We start from the raw sequence: 16,570 nt of genomic DNA on the forward strand, positions 1-16,570 counted from the left end.
TGCCGACCCCAGCGGACTGATGAGAAGGGTTCGTTTGAAAACACTCATTGCATGGTGCATAATTGGTCAATGAAAGCCGCAGCTGACACCTTTGTCATTGGGGATTTGCCCCAGCTCCGACTGATCGCATGGAACCGCAATCCACATGATGCGATCACCGGAGAGGAGGCGTTCGATCTCTACGAAAGGAACTGGCGTTTTGTTGACGAAGCTGCCATGCCTGCTCGCGAGCGCGCCGTCGTTGAGTGGCTGATTCGCGAATACGGCCATGGCATCTTGCATGTTTGACCGGCCTCATCACCAACGTATCGCCAAATTCCTCGCCTGCCTGGACGCAGAGTTCCTTGCCCAGTCCGATTGCTATTTCGGTGGCGGAACGGCTATCACCCTGTCTTTGGGCGAGTACAGGGAATCGGCGGATGTTGACTTCCTGTGCAGCTCGATTGATGGATATCGAGCCTTGCGCAATACGATCAGCAATACCTCTCTGGGGACCATTCTTGCCGGGCCTGTGGAATTGGCGCGTGAAGTACGCGCAGACCGCTATGGGATTCTAACCTTTGTTCGGGTTGATGGCGTGCCGATAAAATTTGAGATTGTTAGCGAGGGCCGAATCAATATTAGCGGCAGCATGGATCTCTTGCTTGGTGTTCCGACGCTGGCGCGTGAGGATATGTACGCTGAAAAGTTGCTTGCCAACGCTGACCGGCATGGCGATCTTTCCGCGCTGAGCCGCGATGCCATTGATTTGGCAATGCTTATTCAGCACTGGGGAGCGATCCCCGACGAGGCTTGGGCCAAGGCACGTGTGCCATACGGCCAAAGCATCGATACTGCCTACAGCCAAGCTATCCAGCTGGTGAGCGATTCTGGCTACTTGGCGTCCTGCTTGAAGAAGATGCATATGGCCCCAGCCTTTGCCGAGAGTATCCCCGAGTTGTTGCTTGGTTCTTTGCCGGACGTCTAAGGCGGCGCAAGCCGGATTTGTTCAGAAATCCGGCGTTCTGGCTAGACTGGTTAATTTTGCGTGAGGCGCGCATACTCGGCCGCTCCATCTTGCCGTCCGACCAGAACGCCTTATGAATCTGCACGCCCCTGCCACCACGATATCCGATGCCAGCCTGAGCCGCGAGGAGCTGGAACAGCACCTGGCGCTCTCCGTCCGCCATTTCTCCAACTGCGACTTCAGCGATGCGGACCTGTCGCGCCTGGACCTGCAATCCTGCACCTTTGAGCGTTGCGCGTTCGGCGAGGCGGTGCTGTATGCCTGCAAGCTGTCGCATTCCAAATGGCTGCGCTGCCGCGCCGGCGGGGCCGACTTCGAGGCGGCCGACCTGGTGGACGCGCAATTCCAGGGCTGCGACCTGAACAACACGAAGTGGCGCAGGGCCAAGCTGGCCTCGGCCAGCTATCGCGGCTGCAAGCTGACCGGCGCGTCCTTCGAGGAAGTGTCCCATCTCGGCGCGTCGTTCGAGGATTGCTTGCTGGTGGGCGCCGACCTGCGCGGCTTCTCTTTCCGCAAGGCCGAACTGAAGAACCTGGACTTCTCGGACGCCGACCTGTCCGGCTGCGACTTCCGCGACGCCGTCTTTGAAGGCGGCAGCCTGCGCGACGCCATCCTCAAGCTGTCCCGCTTCGACAACGCCGACCTGCGCAGCGCGGAGATCGGCGGCCTGAAACTGAACGACGCCAAAATGTTCCGCGGCGCCGTCATCTCCCACGCGCAGGCCGCCGCCGTGCTGAGGGAGATGGGCCTGATCGTTGCATGAACAAGGGGATTAATGCGCGTGCTCGCTGGGGCCTTGCTTCGGCGGCACGGTGAAGCTGACGGTCTGGCTGCCGAGGATTTTGTGGCTGGGGTCCGCAATCTCGAGCAGCACCTTGTGCGGGCCGGGCGTGAGGCCGACCAGGATCAGGGGATCGGTGCTGGTGTGCGCCCAGGTGCCTTTCCAGTCGTCCACCGTGACGTGGATGTGGCCGAGGTGGGGCGATACGGCCACCGCTTCCTTGCCGAACACCGGCAGCACGCGCAGGTTCTCGGTGCGGTGCTGGATGATGACCACGCCCCGGGCCAGCGCGTCCGGCAGCGGCGCGTAAGCGATCAGCTTGGGCGCCGGCTCGGATGCGAGCGGAATCACGGCGGCGGGACGGCCCGCTTCGGAAGCGGTTTGCGCTCCGGCCATGGTGCAGAGCGACGCGCCTGCGATGACGGCGGCCGCCGCTGCCAGGTGTTTCAGTAAGCTTGGCATCATGATTCCTTCGTTGTGGGCTGGGGATTCCATTAGACGCCGCTGGTGTAGCTGCCGTTTGTCCGGTTTGCGGCGGGGGGGACGGATTTTGTGTCTGCGCGCCGTGTGGACACAGAGCGATACAATCGGGCGAACCGGCTGGGCGCCAGGCCCACGTGGCGGCTGAACGCCGTGCTGAAGGTGCTGGCCGAGCTGTAGCCGACGCGCTCGGCAACCGTGGCCAGGCGCAGGTCCTGCCGGCGCAGCATGTCCTTGGCCAGCGCCATGCGCCAGGCCAGCAGATATTCCATGGGCGGCAGCCCCACCGCCTGTGAGAAGCGTTCGAAAAAGGCCGAGCGCGACAGCGCGGCGGCTTTCGCCAGCTGCGCCATCGTCCATGCGCGCGAGGGCTCGCCGTGCATGGAGCGCATGGCCGCCGCCAGCCTGTCGTCGGCCAGTCCGCGCAGCAGTCCGGGCGGTGCTTGCGCTGTGGAGGCCAGCCGCAGCGCTTCGATCAGCAGCACTTCCACAAAGCGTGTCAGCACCACGCTGCGGCCCGGCCGGTCCGCCTCGGACTCCTCGCGCACCAGCCGCACCAGCACCGCCAGCCGTTCCACACCGCGCACATGCACCAGCGGCGGCAGCAGGGACACCAGCAAGGCCGCATCCGCCGAATCGAAGGCGAAGGCGCCGCCCAGCAGGCGCACATCGGGCGCGCCGTCCTGCGTGCCGTGGCGCATGTCGGGCTGCGCCGTGTCGGCTGCATCGGCCGCGGCGGGTTCGATTTGCACGGGCAACGCGGGTTCGAAGCCGGACATGGTGAAGCCTGGCGTTTCCGGTAGTAGCACAAAGTCTCCTGCTTCCAGTGTGACGGTGTCCTGGCCGTCGACAGCGAGCAGGCAGCTCCCTTCCAGCACCGCGCAAAAACCCGGTTGGCCGAATGCCGCATAACGCACCGCCCACGCGCCAGCGCCGCTGATGCCTTTCGACAGCACCGCGCGCGGCTGTAACAGGGAAATGAGTTGGGACAGGGGATCGCTCATCGCTGGACGCTAGCAAATGAAATGTGGACTCTTTATTGTAGTTCGTCCTGCGGCGCTCCGCTATCGTTATGGCTGTCCCAACCCACACTGAAATACACACCATGAAAACCGTACTGATTACCGGATGCTCCTCGGGCTATGGCCTGGAAACCGCGCGCCATTTCCACGCCCAGGGCTGGAACGTTATCGCCACCATGCGCACGCCGCGCGAGGACTTGCTGCCGCGCAGCGAACGCATGCGGGTGCTGGCGCTGGACGTTACCAGCGCCGACAGCATTGCTGCGGCGCTTGAAGCGAGCGGGCCGATCGATGTGCTGGTGAACAACGCGGGCATCGGCTTGTTCGGCGCATTCGAGGCCACGCCGATGGCTACGGTGCGCGAGGTGTTCGACACCAATACCTTTGGCACGATGGCGATGACGCAGGCCGTGCTGCCGCAGTTCCGCACCCGCCGGTCGGGCGTGGTGGTGAATGTGACTTCCAGCGCCGTACTGGCGCCCATGCCGCTGGTGGCGGCCTACACCGCCAGCAAGATGGCGGTGGAAGGCTTTACCGCGTCGCTGGCGTTTGAGCTGGAAGGCTTTGGCCTGCAAGTCAAGCTGGTGCAGCCGGGCTATGGCCCCAGCACCGCATTCACCGCGAACACCGGCGCGCGCCTGGAGGGATTGATACCGGAAGCCTACGCGCCGTATGCGCAGAGCGTTTTCGCCGCGTTCACGCAGCCGGCCGCTGTCACCACGGAGGGGGATGTGGCGCAGCAGGTCTGGCGCGCTGCGAATGATACGTCCGGCCGGCTGCGCTTTGCTGCGGGCGCAGATGCGGTGGCGCTGGCAGGAGCCCAAGCCTAGCTTGCGCGCAGGGACTGGGGCGGGCGCATCCCGCCGCTGCCGGGTCTTATGGACCCAGGCCTTTTCCCGGGAGCGAGGCGTCTTCGCTGCGCCAGCGTGCGGCGTCGCTCATGACGCTGCCCAGCAGGACCGAGATGGGGCGGGCGATGCTGCGCGTGATGGCCCAGGCCAGCAGTATGCCGCCCAGCACCGACAGGCCGGCCAGTGCGCCCAACATCAGCCGCGCGTGCGTGGCCGCCTCTTTGCTGGCGGCCACCACCATTTCGTTCTGCTGGGTCTGGATTTGCGCCAGCCGGGACAGCGCCGCGTTCCAGCGCGCCTGTATCGGCGCCAACTGCGTGACGATGAGCGTGGTGGCTTTGCTGCTGGCGTGCTGCTGGGCGGCGCTGATGATGTCTTCGATTAGCGTTTCCGAGGCGCTGGCCGCGTTGTCGGCATCGCGCAGCGCCTGCAGCTCATCCTCGCTGGCGGACGACTCCGCCAGCATATTCTTCAGGGCGGCCTGCTCCGTTGAATACGCCTTGTCGGCCAGGTCAATCTGGCGGATTTCGGCGCTGATGTCGTTGTCCTTGCTCAGCAGGACGGCATTGCGCAGCGCGACCATGCGCTCGGCCAGGGCCATCTGCATGGCCGACGCCAGGGCTGCCTCGCGCTGGTTGACGCGGGTGATCTCGTCGAGGTTGGCCTGCATCAGGTCCATGCGGTTCAGGCCGTAGGCGGCGGTGGCCGCCAGCAGGGCGATCTGGATGGTAAAGGCCAGGGCCAGCTTGGTACCAATGCGTAAATGTGCGGTTTTCATGGCTTCCCTTCCTGCGCCGGTGCGCAGTACTGAACTAAGGTATTAGCTCGGCGAGGGTGGGGCCGGATGGAGAAAGGCAGCGCAGGCGCTGCCGTGTCGTGACAGAAGTCGGGAAACGACGGAATTCTGGTGAGGCAATGCAGCCATCGTAGCACAATTTTCTGTACGGAAACGAGAGGGCTGTGGCTGCCTGCCGACACTCAGGGGCGCTTGACCGCCAGCGACTGCCAGCCGGCCTTGGGCGACATGTCCGCCAGATTCCAATCGTCCGCCACGAAGGCTTTGCGGGTGGGCGCGTAGGCCGGATAGCCGGACGACTGCGCTTCGCTGTCGACAATGTTGCCGCGCCCTTCGGCCACGTCGGACAGGATTTTGAAGTCGATGGCGTCGCGCTGCCAAGAGCGCATGCCGGCGCTGGCGTAGATCACGCTTTCCAGGCCCTGGGCCGGCAGCGGCGCCAGGCCGGGCGGCAGGTAGGGCTGGTCCGCCTGGATCACCCGGGCGGTGTCGGCGGTGTAGCGGCCCATCATGGGCAGCGGCTCGCCGTTGGCATCAACGGCAATATTGTCCTGCATGAACAGGCTGACGTCGCCCGAGCCGCCCAGGCTGAACAGCGGCGTCTTGGGGCTGGTGTCCGGCCCGCCGCGCAGCACGTTGCCCACCACCGTCACGGCGCCGGTGCGCGGCGCGCGCTCGCCCCACTCGTGGGCGATCAGATTGTAGTGAACCGCGCGCTTGCCCGGGTTGTGGATCAGGTTGTTGACCACGGCGACCTTGGCGCCGCCCTTCACCAGCGGGTTGCGTTCGACGTTGGACGAATACAGATTGCCGTACAGGAGGATCTGCTCGGCGTTGTCGTGGATCAGCGTGCCTTTGGAATGTTCACCCTTGCCGTGGGCGGAATTGCGCAGGCCTTCGGCGATGATGTTGTGGCTGTAGGTGACGCGGTGCGAGGTGCCGTTCGGCCAGTCTTCCGGCGTCTTGCCGTTGAAGCGCGCGCCGGAGGCGGACAGGTTTTCGTCGGTGGCCCAGCTGAAGCTGCAATGGTCGACGATGACGTTGCTGGCGCCGCTGGTGGACAGGCCGTCGACCTCCCAGCCGCTCTTTTTCGGCTTGCCGTTTTCGCCGGGGCGCACGGCGATGTGCTGCACGATCACGTCGCTCGCCGAGACCGACAGGCCGCCCCGGATCAGCGTAATGCCGGGATGGGGCGCGGTCTGGCCGGCCACCGTGACGTGGGGCTTGCGGATGTTCAGGCTGGCGCCTTGCAGGTCGATCACGCCGCCCACTTCGAACACGATGATGCGGGCGCCGTCGGTGGCCAGCGCGGCGGCCAGGGAGCCTTCGCCGCCGGCGTTCAGATTGGTCACGCGCACGATAGCGCCGCCGGCGCCGCCCTTGGTGTCGGCGGCCCAGCCGCGCACGTCTATCGCGGCCCGGTCCATGCCGCTTGCCGAGGCGGAGGGATGGGCGGTCAGGGAGCAGGCGCCCATGGCAAGGGCGAGGGCGATCTTACGGATGGCGGGCAGCTTCATGGTTCTCCAGTTCAAGGCAGGGCACGGTAGACGAGGTTGGTGAAACGGACTTTGCCCTTCCCGGCGGCGTAGATGGCGGGACGCAGGCTCATGAAGCCGTAAGCGGTGTTGTGGTTGTAGCCGGACACTTCCATCTGCACGCCGTATTTGTGCCAGGTCTTGCCCTGGTCGGTGCTGGTGTGGATGGTCAGGATGTGGCGGTCGTTGGTGACGCGCATGCGCAGCTTGTTGGCCATGCCGGCCGGCTTGCCGCCGCGCGGCTGGTCCATGCCGTAGCGGTGCAGGATGAAGCCGTCCTTGTTCACGCCGACGCCGGCGTACAGCTTGTCGTTGTAGAACAGCAGGGCGCCCGCCTGCGCGCCGGGGTCGAAATCGATGTCCACCTCGAACTGGTAAGCCTGGTCGCCGGCAAGGAAGGTGAGCGGCGAGCTGTCGGCTGGCGAGCCGCCTTTCGCGTCCAGTTCCAGCAGGCCGTCGCGGTAGCGCACGCGCTTGTTTTCGTCCACGCCGCCACGGAAGAAGCTCCATTGCAGGCCGAATTTATTGCTGGAGAAATCGTCGGACAACGCCATGCCGTGCTGGACCGCGCTGCCGCCCGCCGGCTTGGGGATGGGCTTGCCGGCATCAAAGGCGGCGGCCTTGAACCAGCCGTCGCTGGTCCATTCGATAGGTGCCAGCAAGGCTTGGCGGCCAAGGGCGTGGAAGCCGTTCTCGTAGCCGTGGTACATCATGTACCAGCCGGACTTGCCCGGTCCCTCGACCAGCGTTGCGTGCCCCTTGGACCACCATTTTTCCGCCGCCGATTCTGTGCGGATAATGGGGTTGTAGGGTGAGTTCTCCCAAGGCCCGTGGATGGACCTGGAGCGTGCCGACACCACCATGTGGCCGGTGGGCGGACCGGCCGTGCCGCCCAGGGCCAGCGTCATGTAGAAGTAGTCGCCGTGGCGCGTCATCTTCGGGCCTTCCTGGGCGTAGCCTTCCACGTCCCACTCTTCCGGGTATTTCCAGCCGTCGTAGACGTGCTGCACCGGCCCGGCGATTTTCAGGCCGTCGTCGGACAGCTGGACGCGGTCGCCGTGCGACAGGAACAGGTAGCGCTTGCCGTCCTCGCCGACGATGTGGCCGGGGTCGATGCGGGCATTGTTCAGCGCCACGGGCTCCGACCAGGGGCCGCGTATATTGTCGGCGTGGATGACATAGATATTGTTGTTGCCGGGCAGTTTGGCCGGAATGTAGAGGTAGTAGCGGCCGTTGTGCCTGGTCAGCTCGGGCGCCCAGACGCTGCCCACGTATTGCTTCAGCGCGCTGCCTATCGGTTCCCAGTTCACCAGGTCGCGCGAATGCCAGATCGTCAGGCCGGGGTAGGCCTCGAACGAGGAGAAGGTCATGTAATAGTCGTCGCCGTCCTTGAGCACGCTGGGATCGGGGTGGTCGCCGGCCATGATGGGGTTCAGGTAGCTGCCATTGCCCAGGTCCGCCTTGCGCTGCTGTTCAACGCCCCTGGCCCAGTCCTGGCAGTGGCGCAGGAAGGGATTGCCAAGCTCCTTGGTGCAGGGCGCGGTGTTTTGCGCCGCGGCGAACGGTGCGATCGGGGCCGACAGGGCCAGCAGGACGGCGGCTAAACGCATATGCTTGATTCCATTATTTTTCCATGACAGAGGCGGCCATCAGCACGCCGATATAGCCGTGCGGATGGTGTTTACCTTGCGGTACGGGCACGCTGACCGGACGGATCGCCATATAGGCCTCGTAGTCCTTCTGCACTCCCATGCCCGGCGCGACCGAATTGATTTGCGGTCCGCCGTCCTGGTAGCGGCTGACCTTGGTCTGCAGTGCCTGCCAGCCGCGCTGCGCCACCGCCGCATAGGCCGGATCGAGCAGTTTCAGGTTGACGCCTTTTTGCAGCGCATACACCATCATTCCGCTGCCGCTGGTTTCCGGGAAATTTCCGGCCCCGGTAGGCACGTCGAGCACGTCGTACCAGAAGCCGTCGACATGCTGGGCCGTCTTGATGCCCTGGGCCAGGTTCTGGAACAGGAACAGCAGCTTGCCGTATTGCGGATGGGTGGGCGGCAGGTATTCGAGTACATCGGCCAGCATCATCGAATACCAGCCGGACGCGCGCGACCAGAACTGGGAGGAGTTGCCCGTGATCGGATGCGCCCAGGGCTGCTCCTTGCCCCAGTCCCAGCCGTGGTAGGCCAGTTTGTGGCGCTGATCGAAGGAGCTGGCGGAGACCATCAGGATCTGGCTGGCGGCCAGGTCGAGCAAGGCCGGCTCGTTGGCTACCAGCGCATAGCGCACCAGGAAGGGGTAAGCCATATACAGGCCGTCCACCGTCATCACGTTCTTGTAGCGCGGCTCGCTCTTGTGCCAATAGCCGCCGTGGGGCGTGCGCATGAACGTCGATGGCTGGGCGGCTGTGCCCAGCATCATGTCGCGCATGGTCTTGGCGGCTTGCAGGTATTTTTTGTCGCCTGTCTCCTGGTATAGAAACAGGCACAGCACGCCCGGATGCATGCCGTCCATGCTCGCATGCAGCGCCTTGATGCTGCCGTCGCTATTGATGAACTGGTCGGCGAAGGCCTGGATGTACTGGAGATAAGCCTTGTCGCGCGTGCGCCCGTAAATCTTCTCCATCCCGTGCAGGACGACACTGTTCGAATGGTCCCAGCCGTAGTTGCCCATCGCCTCGATGGTGGGGGTATAGCGCTGCATGATGGCATCCGACACAGCTACCCCGAGCGGCGCCGCAGCATGGGCCGAACAGGCGAACAGCAGGCCAAGCAAAACACAATGCGCGCGGCGCAGGGCGAAGCGGGGTGAAGCAAGCGTCATGGTGCGGCTCCTTCGGACAGGACTTCGAGTATGGCATAGGGAAATTGGGATTGGCTAGTCCAGTTTTTTGGTTTGGTCAGGCCAAAATGCATCATTGCATAAAACGGCTACGGGAAGTGCTCATTGAGGGTGAGTTTTTGCTGGCCCAAAAACTGAAAAGCCAACCCGGAGGTTGGCTTGCTGGGGCTGCTCGCCTGCGGCGTCTTAGTTCGCCATGCCTTTTTGCAGCAAGGCGGTGACGACGGTGCCCACATCGGTGCCTTGTTCAGCGGCCAGCGCGTTGATCTGGGCTACCAGGTCAGCGTTCAGTTTGGTGGCAAACGGCACCAGGCCCAGCGCCTGGTCGCGGCGGCGCTGCTCGCGGCGGTCGACCACTTCAGCGACTTTGCCGAATTCGGCAGCGCCGGGCGCGGTCATTTTACCCATCAGCTTCTTGGCGTCGCTTTTTGCCATTCCGGTTTTTTTCATGGTGTTTCTTTCGTAGTGTGTAAGGTGGAGGAGGGCAGTGAAAAACGCTAAGCCGTGCGATCTGTGGAATATCCCGCAACGGCCGGATTTCAGTGCGGGGTGCGGCCTTTGTTGATCACTTCCCCCAGTTCGGTAAAATCGAGCGGCTTGACCATATGCGCGTCGAATCCTGCAGCCGTTGTGGCTTCCATATCGCGCTGCTGCCCCCATCCGGTGGCAGCGATCAGCAAGGTTTGTTCTCCCCATGGCTGTGAACGAATGTGGCGCGCAACTGTGTAGCCATCCATCCCCGGCAGTCCGATGTCGAGGATGACCACGTCCGGTTGAAATGCCGGGCCGGCCGACAGCGCCGAGGAACCGTCGTAATACTGCGTAACGGAGAATCCCTGCATGGTGAGGGCCATGCCCAGCAAATCGGCGGCGTCGCGGTTATCGTCAACCACCAGTATGCGCTTTGCCTTGTCGGCCGGAGAAACGGACTGCGGGGTGCTTGCAGCATTTTGCGCTGAACCGGCGAGAGTGTGCAGGATTTTCGCAGCCAGCGGCAAGCGTAAAACGAACTCGCTGCCGCAGCCTACTCCCTCGCTGAAAACATCGATCGTGCCGCCATGCAGTGTGACCAATCCCTTGACCAGGGCCAGCCCGATACCAAGGCCTCCCTGGGAGCGCGCAAGTGCGGGCTCAAGCTGCGAAAACATGGTGAACACATTGGCCAGATGATAGGCCGCGATACCGATGCCGGAGTCGCGGACACGGACGGCCGCCTGGCCATTTTCTTCCGCCGCGTCGAACCAGATGGATCCGCCCTCCGGCGTGTATTTGGCGGCATTGTTGAGCAAGTTGGTCATGATCTGTGTCAAGCGCGTGGGATCCGCATCCACCAGCAAGGGATGGTCCGGCAGCGTCATGTACAGCCGGTGCGCGCCGGCATCGATCAGCGCCTGCGAAGCTTCAGCCGCCTGGCGCATCAGCTCAGCAATATTGATGCGCTCGCGCCGCAGCTCGACCCGTCCTTGCGTAATGCGCGAAATGTCCATCAGGTCGTCGACCAGGTGCGACATCTGCTGCATCTGGCGCTCGAACACTGCACGTGCCCTGAGCAGCTGAGGATCGTCGAGTGGCTTGAGCTTGAAGATTTCCAGCACGTTGCGCAGTGGCGCCAGCGGATTGCGCAGTTCGTGCGCGAGCGTGGCGAGGAATTCATCTTTCTGGCGATCCGCGCGCGCCAGTTCAGCATTGGCGCGCCCAAGCTCATCCCGATTTTCCTGCAGCGCCTTCTGCGTTTCCTCCAGCGCGAGCAGCGACGCCTCGGCGTGGCGCCGCGCATGCAGCAACTCCCGCTCATACGCCCGCCGGTCAGTGGCAATGAAGACGGCAAGCTCATCGACAATGCGATCGCCTTCCTTGCGCCGGAAGATATTGATCAGGGTAGGCAGCACCGATTTATCGGCATGGCGGATGTCGATCTGTACTTCAGCGACCGACCCTTGCATTTGCAGCAGTGGCAGCAAATGGGTTTGATGAAATACCTTGCCGCCCATCGTGAACATGTCCTGGATGCGGCGTTTACCCACCAGCTCGTTTTCCGGCAAGCCCACCCAGCCGCAGAACGTTTGATTGCAGCGGCATATCAGCCCATTCTCGTCGGTCAGCAGCAGTCCGCACGCCGCTCTGTCGTAAAGTCGCTCGTCAGTGAGGTGAGGACGTTCCACCTCTAGCGTGCCAAGGATGCGAGGAAGCTTTCCATGGCCGCGCTGCTGGCGCTCGGCGAGCTCAAGTGTGGACAGTGGCCGACATTGTCGATCACGGACAAGGTGCTGCGTGGCAGGACACGATGCATGTATTCGCCTACCGCCAGCGGGGCGATCAGGTCGTCGCTGCACTGGACTATCAGTGCCGGCACCGCCGACTTTGGCAGGTCGGCGCGATGGTCGGACAGGAAAGTGACGCGGGCGAAGTGTTTGGCAATGGCGGGATCGGTGCGGCAGAAGCTGTTCGTCAATTCGGCGCCCAGTTCCGGCTGTTCCGGCGCACCCATGATCGCCGGCGCCATGGCGCTCGACCAGCCCAAATAATTGCTTTCGACGGTGGCCAGCAGGTCATCGATGTCTTCCCGTTCGAAGCCGCCGACGTAGTCGCCATCGTTCACATAGCACGGCGAGGGACCAATCATGAGCTGGGCCAGGAAGCGCTGCGGCGCTTCGATGGTGGCCAGCAGGCCGATCATGGCACTGACGGAGTGGCCGACAAAGATGACCGGTCCCGAGGCGTACTGGTCCAATATCTCCAGCAGGTCAGCCGCGTAGCCGTGCAAGACGCCATATTTGCTTTCGTCGTAAGCCGACAGATCGGATCCGCCGCTGCCAACGAGGTCGAATGTCACGACGCGAAAGCGCTGCTCGAAGTGCGGCACAAGAAGGCGCCACATATTTTGATCGCAGCCAAAGCCGTGCGCGAACACCATCGTGACGTCGCCGCTACCACTGACGCGCACGTTATTCCTCTTTTGAATGTCCATTGCGCTTTCGGGGTCGTTGAATCAATAGGAAGCAATCGGGGGATTGTACAGGTAGAGGACGCAACGCCGGGTCCGTTTGCTGCAAGCCCGAAATATTTAACGCTGAGGACTAACGCTTTGCTGCGTGATGCTCGGTTTCGTCCAAGGGCACGCCATATTTCTTCATGATTTGCGCGTAGCTACCGTCTTTTTGCATGGAGCCAAACGCCGCCTTCCATTTCTCTCCTTGCCGGGCGTCGAAGTTGTGCGAGCTGGCCAGGTACAGCCCGATTTTCCCGACTGGCTTGCCAATGCGCAGCGTCGCCAGTGAGCGGCCAAGTTCCGCTTCCGTGGCCTTGAGCACCAGCGGCGCGGCGATCCAGATGTCGATGCGTCCCAGTTCCAGTTTGCCCAGGTTGGCCGCAGCGTTGTTGGCGGTTTGGATATTGCGGAAGCCGCTGCGGCGGGCCATATCCTCGGCGGGCGAGCCGAGGATAACGCCCACGCGCAAGTCCTTGGCCGCCTCAATCGATGAAATGTCGGCGCTGCTGCCCGGCGCCGCCACCATGACGAAGCTGAATTCGAACAGCTTGCACCACCACCGGTATTTGTCTTCATTGTCCGCCATGCGCCAAATGGTGCCTATCGCATCGTCATGGCTGCTGATCAGGAAGCGCTGACGCAGCAAGGGCATGGGCGTAATCGCGCCAGTGTATTGTGCGCGGCGCGCCATTTCGGACATCAAGTCATGGAGCAGACCTTGCTGCACGCCGTTCACGCTGTAGGCGAGGGGCGCAACACGATCAATATAAACCCGTGGTTCGCTGCGAGCGGCGCTGGCGGCGAGCAGCAATAAGCCGCACAGCGCTGCGCACTTGAAAATCGAAGCACTGGGGACGTTACGCACGCTGGTCATCACTCATCCCGGTAACAGGTTGTTTGTTGACTCTCATTTTGCGGAGATATTTCGCAATGCACTAGCTGCGTGAGTGCAAGAGACTATTTCGCCGAAAGTAATGAATGATGTAAATCTTCGATGAAAGTGCTCTTATATCTCACCGTAGCCGTGTAGGCTCACGATTTTCGCGAAGCGCGGTGCGATGCCGATGCGGTAGGCTGCCTGCGTGCCGTTTCTGCGCTGTCGGACGCGCCAGGCAGACTTTCGGGCAGCGGCTCGCCTTCAATCCGGAAGTGCCGGAAGAATTTGAACGTTCGGCTCACGCCACGCGGGTCGGAAAGGAAGGGAAGGGCAAATTCCCGTTCGGCGAGCAGCACCGCGCGCCAAACGGTGCCGGCGAAGAAGCGAAACGCTAGCGTATTTGGAGGTTGGAGATGCAGGTCAGTAAAGGCGCCGGTGGAATACATACCGCCAAGCACAGCCGCATCGAGCAACGCCAAATTGGCGTCGAACATATAAATTCGCAGCATGTCTTCAAACGGAATGTCATCGGTGAAGAAGGCGATTCGACAGTCTTGCCAATCGACAGCTGCTTCCAGTATGGCGCCGTCGACGACCACCCCGGTGGGTTTGCCGTCAACCAGCAGTTCGGAAGACGCCAGCGCGGTATCCGTGTTGTGTGATACCAGCCGTGCTGCGAATTCCGAGTTCGAAAGTAGTCTCACGAGCTTGCTCTACCATATGAAGCCAGCGCCGAAGGCTGCCAGAGCACCTCCGACAAACGCACCTATTGTTACACATACAGGCGCCCCAGGACCGCACGCCAAACCCGCGAGGGCGCCAGCGGCGATACTTCCGCCAATTCCCGCAGTGGTGGTCGCCAGTTCGCGCTTGATCGCGGTAGTTCTATTGCGAGCGGTGAGCACGTTGTATGTCGATATTGCCAATGACAGCAGAATGACGCCACGACCCAGGTATGACAAGCGCATCATATTGCGGGTGATGGAAGGTTGAGACCTCCCGGAGGAGGCCACGATTTCCGCAAATACGCGGCTCTGCTTTGCCGGCGAGAGATTTGAGAAGACAGCATTTCCCCCAAACAACTGCGTGGTCTTTTTTGCGACGAGTGCGTTTAGTCCGCGACCCTCTGCCTTGTAGTGCTCGGCGAAAGCCCGGGCGACGGGAGTGGTGCGGGATCTGGTTAGCTGCATGACGACGTTCCTCGTATTTTGGGCCTGTTCTGCCGCTTGTACCCAAGTCAACTGGCCTCTGGCTACTTGCCTGCGCAGGTTGTCCGACATCGCCTTAATCTCGCGCGCGTAAATGCTGCGTGCAGCGGAGTCAATTTCCAGGTGCATCCCTGCGCTGGCTGCTGTCGCTTCCAGTGACTTGATCGTATTTTCGAATGTTTCTTCGTTGGACCGCTGCATGTTGGGCTCCCTGTCGATGGTGTTTGATGAGCGTACTGGGTCCGGGAACCACGGGATTTGATTCGGCGCAAGATTGTTTGATGCTGGTAGTTCTGCACTGGAAGGCCTCTGATGAACTGGCCGCAGTGCTTAGGTCTGCGGGGGGAGCTTTCGCTTATGCTGCAGCGAAATAGCGGCGTATGGAAGCTGAATTTGCCTATCGGGCGTGTTAGAGTGCAGAACGCAGTATCAGGCCTCTGTCGATACTGTCACGCGGTAGAGGTTGCAGCGTAAGCGACCAGAGAGCGACCAGAAACAAAAAAGCCCACGAACGTAAATTCGTGGGCTTCCTTGATTATTCTTGGTAGGCCGTGCGGGATTCGAACCTGCGACCAACGGATTAAAAGTCCGCTGCTCTACCAGCTGAGCTAACGACCCAAGGTAATGAAACCTTAGCTTCTTTCGAGTGGTAGGCCGTGCGGGATTCGAACCTGCGACCAACGGATTAAAAGTCCGCTGCTCTACCAGCTGAGCTAACGACCCCCGAAAGAAGCAAGATTATAGGGGTGTCCCGCCGTCCTGTCAAATGCTCTTGAGCATCAACTGTCGCCGCAGGCCGCTTATTTGGCTTTCAGGCGTTCGCGGGCCGTGGCGGCGGACTCGCTGTCCGGGTACTTGCTCAGCAGCTCGGTCAGCGTCTTCTTGGCGTTGGCGACCGCTTTCAGCTCGGTCTGGCAGCTGGCGATGTTGAGCATGGCTTCCGGCGCGCGCGGGCTGTCCGGGTAGGCTTTCACCACCACTTGCTGCGCCAGGATGGCGGCCTTGCAGTCCTTCTGCGCGTAGTAGGTGGTGCCCAGGTAGTACTGCGCGTTGGCCGCGTAGCCCGATTCCGGGTACTGGCGCACGAATTCGGCCAGCGCCACGGTGGCGGTCTTGAAGTCGCCGGCCTTGAACAGCAGCATGGCCGCGTCGTAGGCTTTTTGCTCGGCCGGGTCCACGGCGGCGGTCTTGCCGTCGATGGTCACCTGGCGCGGCTCGAGCTTGCGCAGGCGGGCGTCGAGGTCGACGTAGAAATCTTTCTGGCGCTTTTGCGTGTTGGCCAGTTCGTTGGCCAGCACTTCCAGCGAGCCGCGCAACTTGGCGATTTCGCTCATGGTCTGCTCGTGCTGGTTGTTGATGTCCAGCGCGATGGACTTGTCGGCCTTGGAGTCGATGCGGCCGTTCAGCTCGGCGCGCATGGCTTCCACCTTGGCGCGCAGGTCGAGGATGGCTTTGCGGGCTTCGTCGTCGTCGAACAGGGCGGCGCTGGCGTGCAGCGGCAGGAAGGTGGCGGCGGCCAGCAGGGCGGCGGCGGTGGCGGAACGCAGGCGGAATTTGGTCAGTGTCGTCATGTGCATTGCGCTTTCAAAATAGAAACGGGGCAGGGCGCAGTATAAACTGCGCGCCGCCCCGTGTGTTGCCATACTAAGACTACAGAATTACTTGTAGACGATATCGGCACGGCGGTTTTGCGCCCATGCTTCTTCCGTGTGGCCTTCGGCTTTTGGCTTTTCTTTGCCCAGCGATACGGCTTCGATCTGGCCTTCTGGCACGCCCAGGGCGGTCATGGCTTTACGGACGGCTTCAGCGCGCTTCTGGCCCAGGGCCAGGTTGTATTCTGCGCCGCCGCGTTCGTCGGTGTTGCCTTGGATCAGGATCGAGCGCTTGGCGTTCTTGGTCAGGTAGCCGGAGTGATTCTGCACCACTGGCTTGCCGTCTTCACGCACAACGTAGCTGTCGAAGTCGAAGTACACGGAACGCTGAGCCAGCACGCCTTTAGGATCGTCCAGCGGGTCGATCGAAGCGGTTTGTACTGGGGCAACTGGGCGGGTGTCGGCAACTGGCTTGGCCGCTTCAACTGGCTTTTCCACCACTGGTGCTGGTTCTGCCACTTTTACTGGGGTCGAGCAAGCCGACAGCAGGGCTGCGGTGCTGAGGATGAAGGCTACGCTTTTAACGTTACGCATG

At 62.2% G+C, this 16,570-nt stretch carries 18 protein-coding genes and 2 tRNA genes; 4 read left to right on the top strand and 16 right to left on the bottom strand.

From position 1 onward, the window contains the following. Positions 1-69: 69 nt before the first annotated feature. From GTP77_RS24300 to GTP77_RS24310, 3 genes are all read left to right on the top strand, one after another. On the top strand, positions 70-288 hold the full coding sequence (locus tag GTP77_RS24300; protein ID WP_228893435.1) for a hypothetical protein: 219 nt from the start codon (positions 70-72) through the stop codon (positions 286-288). Continuing rightward, complete coding sequence (locus GTP77_RS24305) at positions 281-967, top strand: nucleotidyl transferase AbiEii/AbiGii toxin family protein (RefSeq protein WP_161074740.1); 687 nt, start codon at positions 281-283, stop codon at positions 965-967. Before GTP77_RS24300 ends, GTP77_RS24305 begins: the two co-directional genes overlap by 8 nt. Before the next feature lie 112 nt (positions 968-1,079). After that, complete coding sequence (locus tag GTP77_RS24310; protein WP_161074741.1) at positions 1,080-1,769, top strand: pentapeptide repeat-containing protein; 690 nt, start codon at positions 1,080-1,082, stop codon at positions 1,767-1,769. A 9-nt stretch (positions 1,770-1,778) separates the two neighbouring features. Here GTP77_RS24310 and GTP77_RS24315 read toward each other — a convergent pair whose 3' ends face one another. Together GTP77_RS24315 and GTP77_RS24320 are read right to left on the bottom strand one after the other, a co-directional pair. Next, positions 1,779-2,252: a DUF6130 family protein gene (locus GTP77_RS24315; RefSeq protein ID WP_308807778.1), complete on the bottom strand. Its 474-nt coding sequence runs from the start codon at positions 2,250-2,252 to the stop codon at positions 1,779-1,781. Positions 2,253-2,281: 29 nt separating this feature from the next. Further along, a complete protein-coding gene (locus tag GTP77_RS24320) occupies positions 2,282-3,271 on the bottom strand; it encodes an AraC family transcriptional regulator (protein WP_161074742.1) in 990 nt (329 codons plus the stop codon). A gap of 101 nt (positions 3,272-3,372) precedes the next feature. Between GTP77_RS24320 and GTP77_RS24325 the strand changes: the two genes are divergently transcribed. Next, positions 3,373-4,119, top strand: coding sequence for an SDR family oxidoreductase (locus tag GTP77_RS24325; protein ID WP_161074743.1), 747 nt, complete (start codon positions 3,373-3,375; stop codon positions 4,117-4,119). Between the two features lie 46 nt (positions 4,120-4,165). On the opposite strand, the gene GTP77_RS24330 is transcribed toward GTP77_RS24325, so the two are convergent. The 14 genes from GTP77_RS24330 to pal form a co-directional block, all read right to left on the bottom strand. Further along, on the bottom strand, positions 4,166-4,918 hold the full coding sequence (locus tag GTP77_RS24330; RefSeq protein WP_161074744.1) for an MCP four helix bundle domain-containing protein: 753 nt from the start codon (positions 4,916-4,918) through the stop codon (positions 4,166-4,168). Between the two features lie 200 nt (positions 4,919-5,118). Continuing rightward, a complete protein-coding gene (locus tag GTP77_RS24335; protein WP_161074745.1) occupies positions 5,119-6,453 on the bottom strand; it encodes a pectate lyase family protein in 1,335 nt (444 codons plus the stop codon). An 11-nt stretch (positions 6,454-6,464) separates the two neighbouring features. Then, positions 6,465-8,081 (bottom strand): family 43 glycosylhydrolase, encoded by a 1,617-nt coding sequence (locus GTP77_RS24340; RefSeq protein ID WP_161074746.1) that lies wholly within the window; start codon positions 8,079-8,081, stop codon positions 6,465-6,467. Between the two features lie 13 nt (positions 8,082-8,094). After that, positions 8,095-9,291 (bottom strand): glycoside hydrolase family 88/105 protein, encoded by a 1,197-nt coding sequence (locus GTP77_RS24345; protein ID WP_187358835.1) that lies wholly within the window; start codon positions 9,289-9,291, stop codon positions 8,095-8,097. 204 nt (positions 9,292-9,495) lie between these two features. Further along, on the bottom strand, positions 9,496-9,759 hold the full coding sequence (locus GTP77_RS24350; protein WP_161074747.1) for a hypothetical protein: 264 nt from the start codon (positions 9,757-9,759) through the stop codon (positions 9,496-9,498). Between the two features lie 89 nt (positions 9,760-9,848). Then, entirely contained in the window at positions 9,849-11,471 is a 1,623-nt protein-coding gene (locus tag GTP77_RS24355; protein WP_161074748.1) for an ATP-binding protein, read from the bottom strand. Positions 11,472-11,473: 2 nt separating this feature from the next. Next, a complete protein-coding gene (locus tag GTP77_RS24360) occupies positions 11,474-12,277 on the bottom strand; it encodes an alpha/beta fold hydrolase (RefSeq protein WP_161074749.1) in 804 nt (267 codons plus the stop codon). 109 nt (positions 12,278-12,386) lie between these two features. Continuing rightward, positions 12,387-13,172 carry a substrate-binding periplasmic protein gene (locus GTP77_RS24365; RefSeq protein ID WP_161074750.1) on the bottom strand — a complete coding sequence of 262 codons (786 nt, stop codon included), beginning with the start codon at positions 13,170-13,172 and terminating at the stop codon, positions 12,387-12,389. Positions 13,173-13,330: 158 nt separating this feature from the next. Then, complete coding sequence (locus GTP77_RS24370) at positions 13,331-13,879, bottom strand: hypothetical protein (RefSeq protein WP_161074751.1); 549 nt, start codon at positions 13,877-13,879, stop codon at positions 13,331-13,333. 9 nt (positions 13,880-13,888) lie between these two features. Next, positions 13,889-14,584: a hypothetical protein gene (locus tag GTP77_RS24375; protein WP_161074752.1), complete on the bottom strand. Its 696-nt coding sequence runs from the start codon at positions 14,582-14,584 to the stop codon at positions 13,889-13,891. Between the two features lie 341 nt (positions 14,585-14,925). Beyond that, a tRNA-Lys gene (locus GTP77_RS24380) sits at positions 14,926-15,001 on the bottom strand. A 29-nt stretch (positions 15,002-15,030) separates the two neighbouring features. Then, positions 15,031-15,106, bottom strand: a tRNA-Lys gene (locus tag GTP77_RS24385). 77 nt (positions 15,107-15,183) lie between these two features. Then, positions 15,184-15,954, bottom strand: coding sequence for a tol-pal system protein YbgF (gene ybgF / locus GTP77_RS24390; protein WP_371869393.1), 771 nt, complete (start codon positions 15,952-15,954; stop codon positions 15,184-15,186). Positions 15,955-16,041: 87 nt separating this feature from the next. Beyond that, positions 16,042-16,569, bottom strand: coding sequence for a peptidoglycan-associated lipoprotein Pal (pal, locus tag GTP77_RS24395; RefSeq protein ID WP_161074754.1), 528 nt, complete (start codon positions 16,567-16,569; stop codon positions 16,042-16,044). Between the last annotated feature and the right edge of the window lies 1 nt (position 16,570).

The organism is Pseudoduganella aquatica (assembly GCF_009857595.1).
GTDB lineage: Bacteria > Pseudomonadota > Gammaproteobacteria > Burkholderiales > Burkholderiaceae_D > Rugamonas > Rugamonas aquatica_A.

Excerpts from the sequence above, each read along its gene's own strand:
- GTP77_RS24300 (WP_228893435.1), top strand. The coding sequence starts at position 70 with ATGAAAGCCGCAGCTGACACCTTTGTCATTGGGGATTTGCCCCAGCTC.
- GTP77_RS24305 (WP_161074740.1), top strand. The coding sequence starts at position 281 with ATGTTTGACCGGCCTCATCACCAACGTATCGCCAAATTCCTCGCCTGC.
- GTP77_RS24310 (WP_161074741.1), top strand. The coding sequence starts at position 1,080 with ATGAATCTGCACGCCCCTGCCACCACGATATCCGATGCCAGCCTGAGC.
- GTP77_RS24315 (WP_308807778.1), bottom strand. The coding sequence starts at position 2,252 with ATGATGCCAAGCTTACTGAAACACCTGGCAGCGGCGGCCGCCGTCATC.
- GTP77_RS24320 (WP_161074742.1), bottom strand. The coding sequence starts at position 3,271 with ATGAGCGATCCCCTGTCCCAACTCATTTCCCTGTTACAGCCGCGCGCG.
- GTP77_RS24325 (WP_161074743.1), top strand. The coding sequence starts at position 3,373 with ATGAAAACCGTACTGATTACCGGATGCTCCTCGGGCTATGGCCTGGAA.
- GTP77_RS24330 (WP_161074744.1), bottom strand. The coding sequence starts at position 4,918 with ATGAAAACCGCACATTTACGCATTGGTACCAAGCTGGCCCTGGCCTTT.
- GTP77_RS24335 (WP_161074745.1), bottom strand. The coding sequence starts at position 6,453 with ATGAAGCTGCCCGCCATCCGTAAGATCGCCCTCGCCCTTGCCATGGGC.
- GTP77_RS24340 (WP_161074746.1), bottom strand. The coding sequence starts at position 8,081 with ATGCGTTTAGCCGCCGTCCTGCTGGCCCTGTCGGCCCCGATCGCACCG.
- GTP77_RS24345 (WP_187358835.1), bottom strand. The coding sequence starts at position 9,291 with ATGACGCTTGCTTCACCCCGCTTCGCCCTGCGCCGCGCGCATTGTGTT.
- GTP77_RS24350 (WP_161074747.1), bottom strand. The coding sequence starts at position 9,759 with ATGAAAAAAACCGGAATGGCAAAAAGCGACGCCAAGAAGCTGATGGGT.
- GTP77_RS24360 (WP_161074749.1), bottom strand. The coding sequence starts at position 12,277 with ATGGACATTCAAAAGAGGAATAACGTGCGCGTCAGTGGTAGCGGCGAC.
- GTP77_RS24365 (WP_161074750.1), bottom strand. The coding sequence starts at position 13,172 with ATGACCAGCGTGCGTAACGTCCCCAGTGCTTCGATTTTCAAGTGCGCA.
- GTP77_RS24375 (WP_161074752.1), bottom strand. The coding sequence starts at position 14,584 with ATGCAGCGGTCCAACGAAGAAACATTCGAAAATACGATCAAGTCACTG.
- ybgF (WP_371869393.1), bottom strand. The coding sequence starts at position 15,954 with ATGACGACACTGACCAAATTCCGCCTGCGTTCCGCCACCGCCGCCGCC.
- pal (WP_161074754.1), bottom strand. The coding sequence starts at position 16,569 with ATGCGTAACGTTAAAAGCGTAGCCTTCATCCTCAGCACCGCAGCCCTG.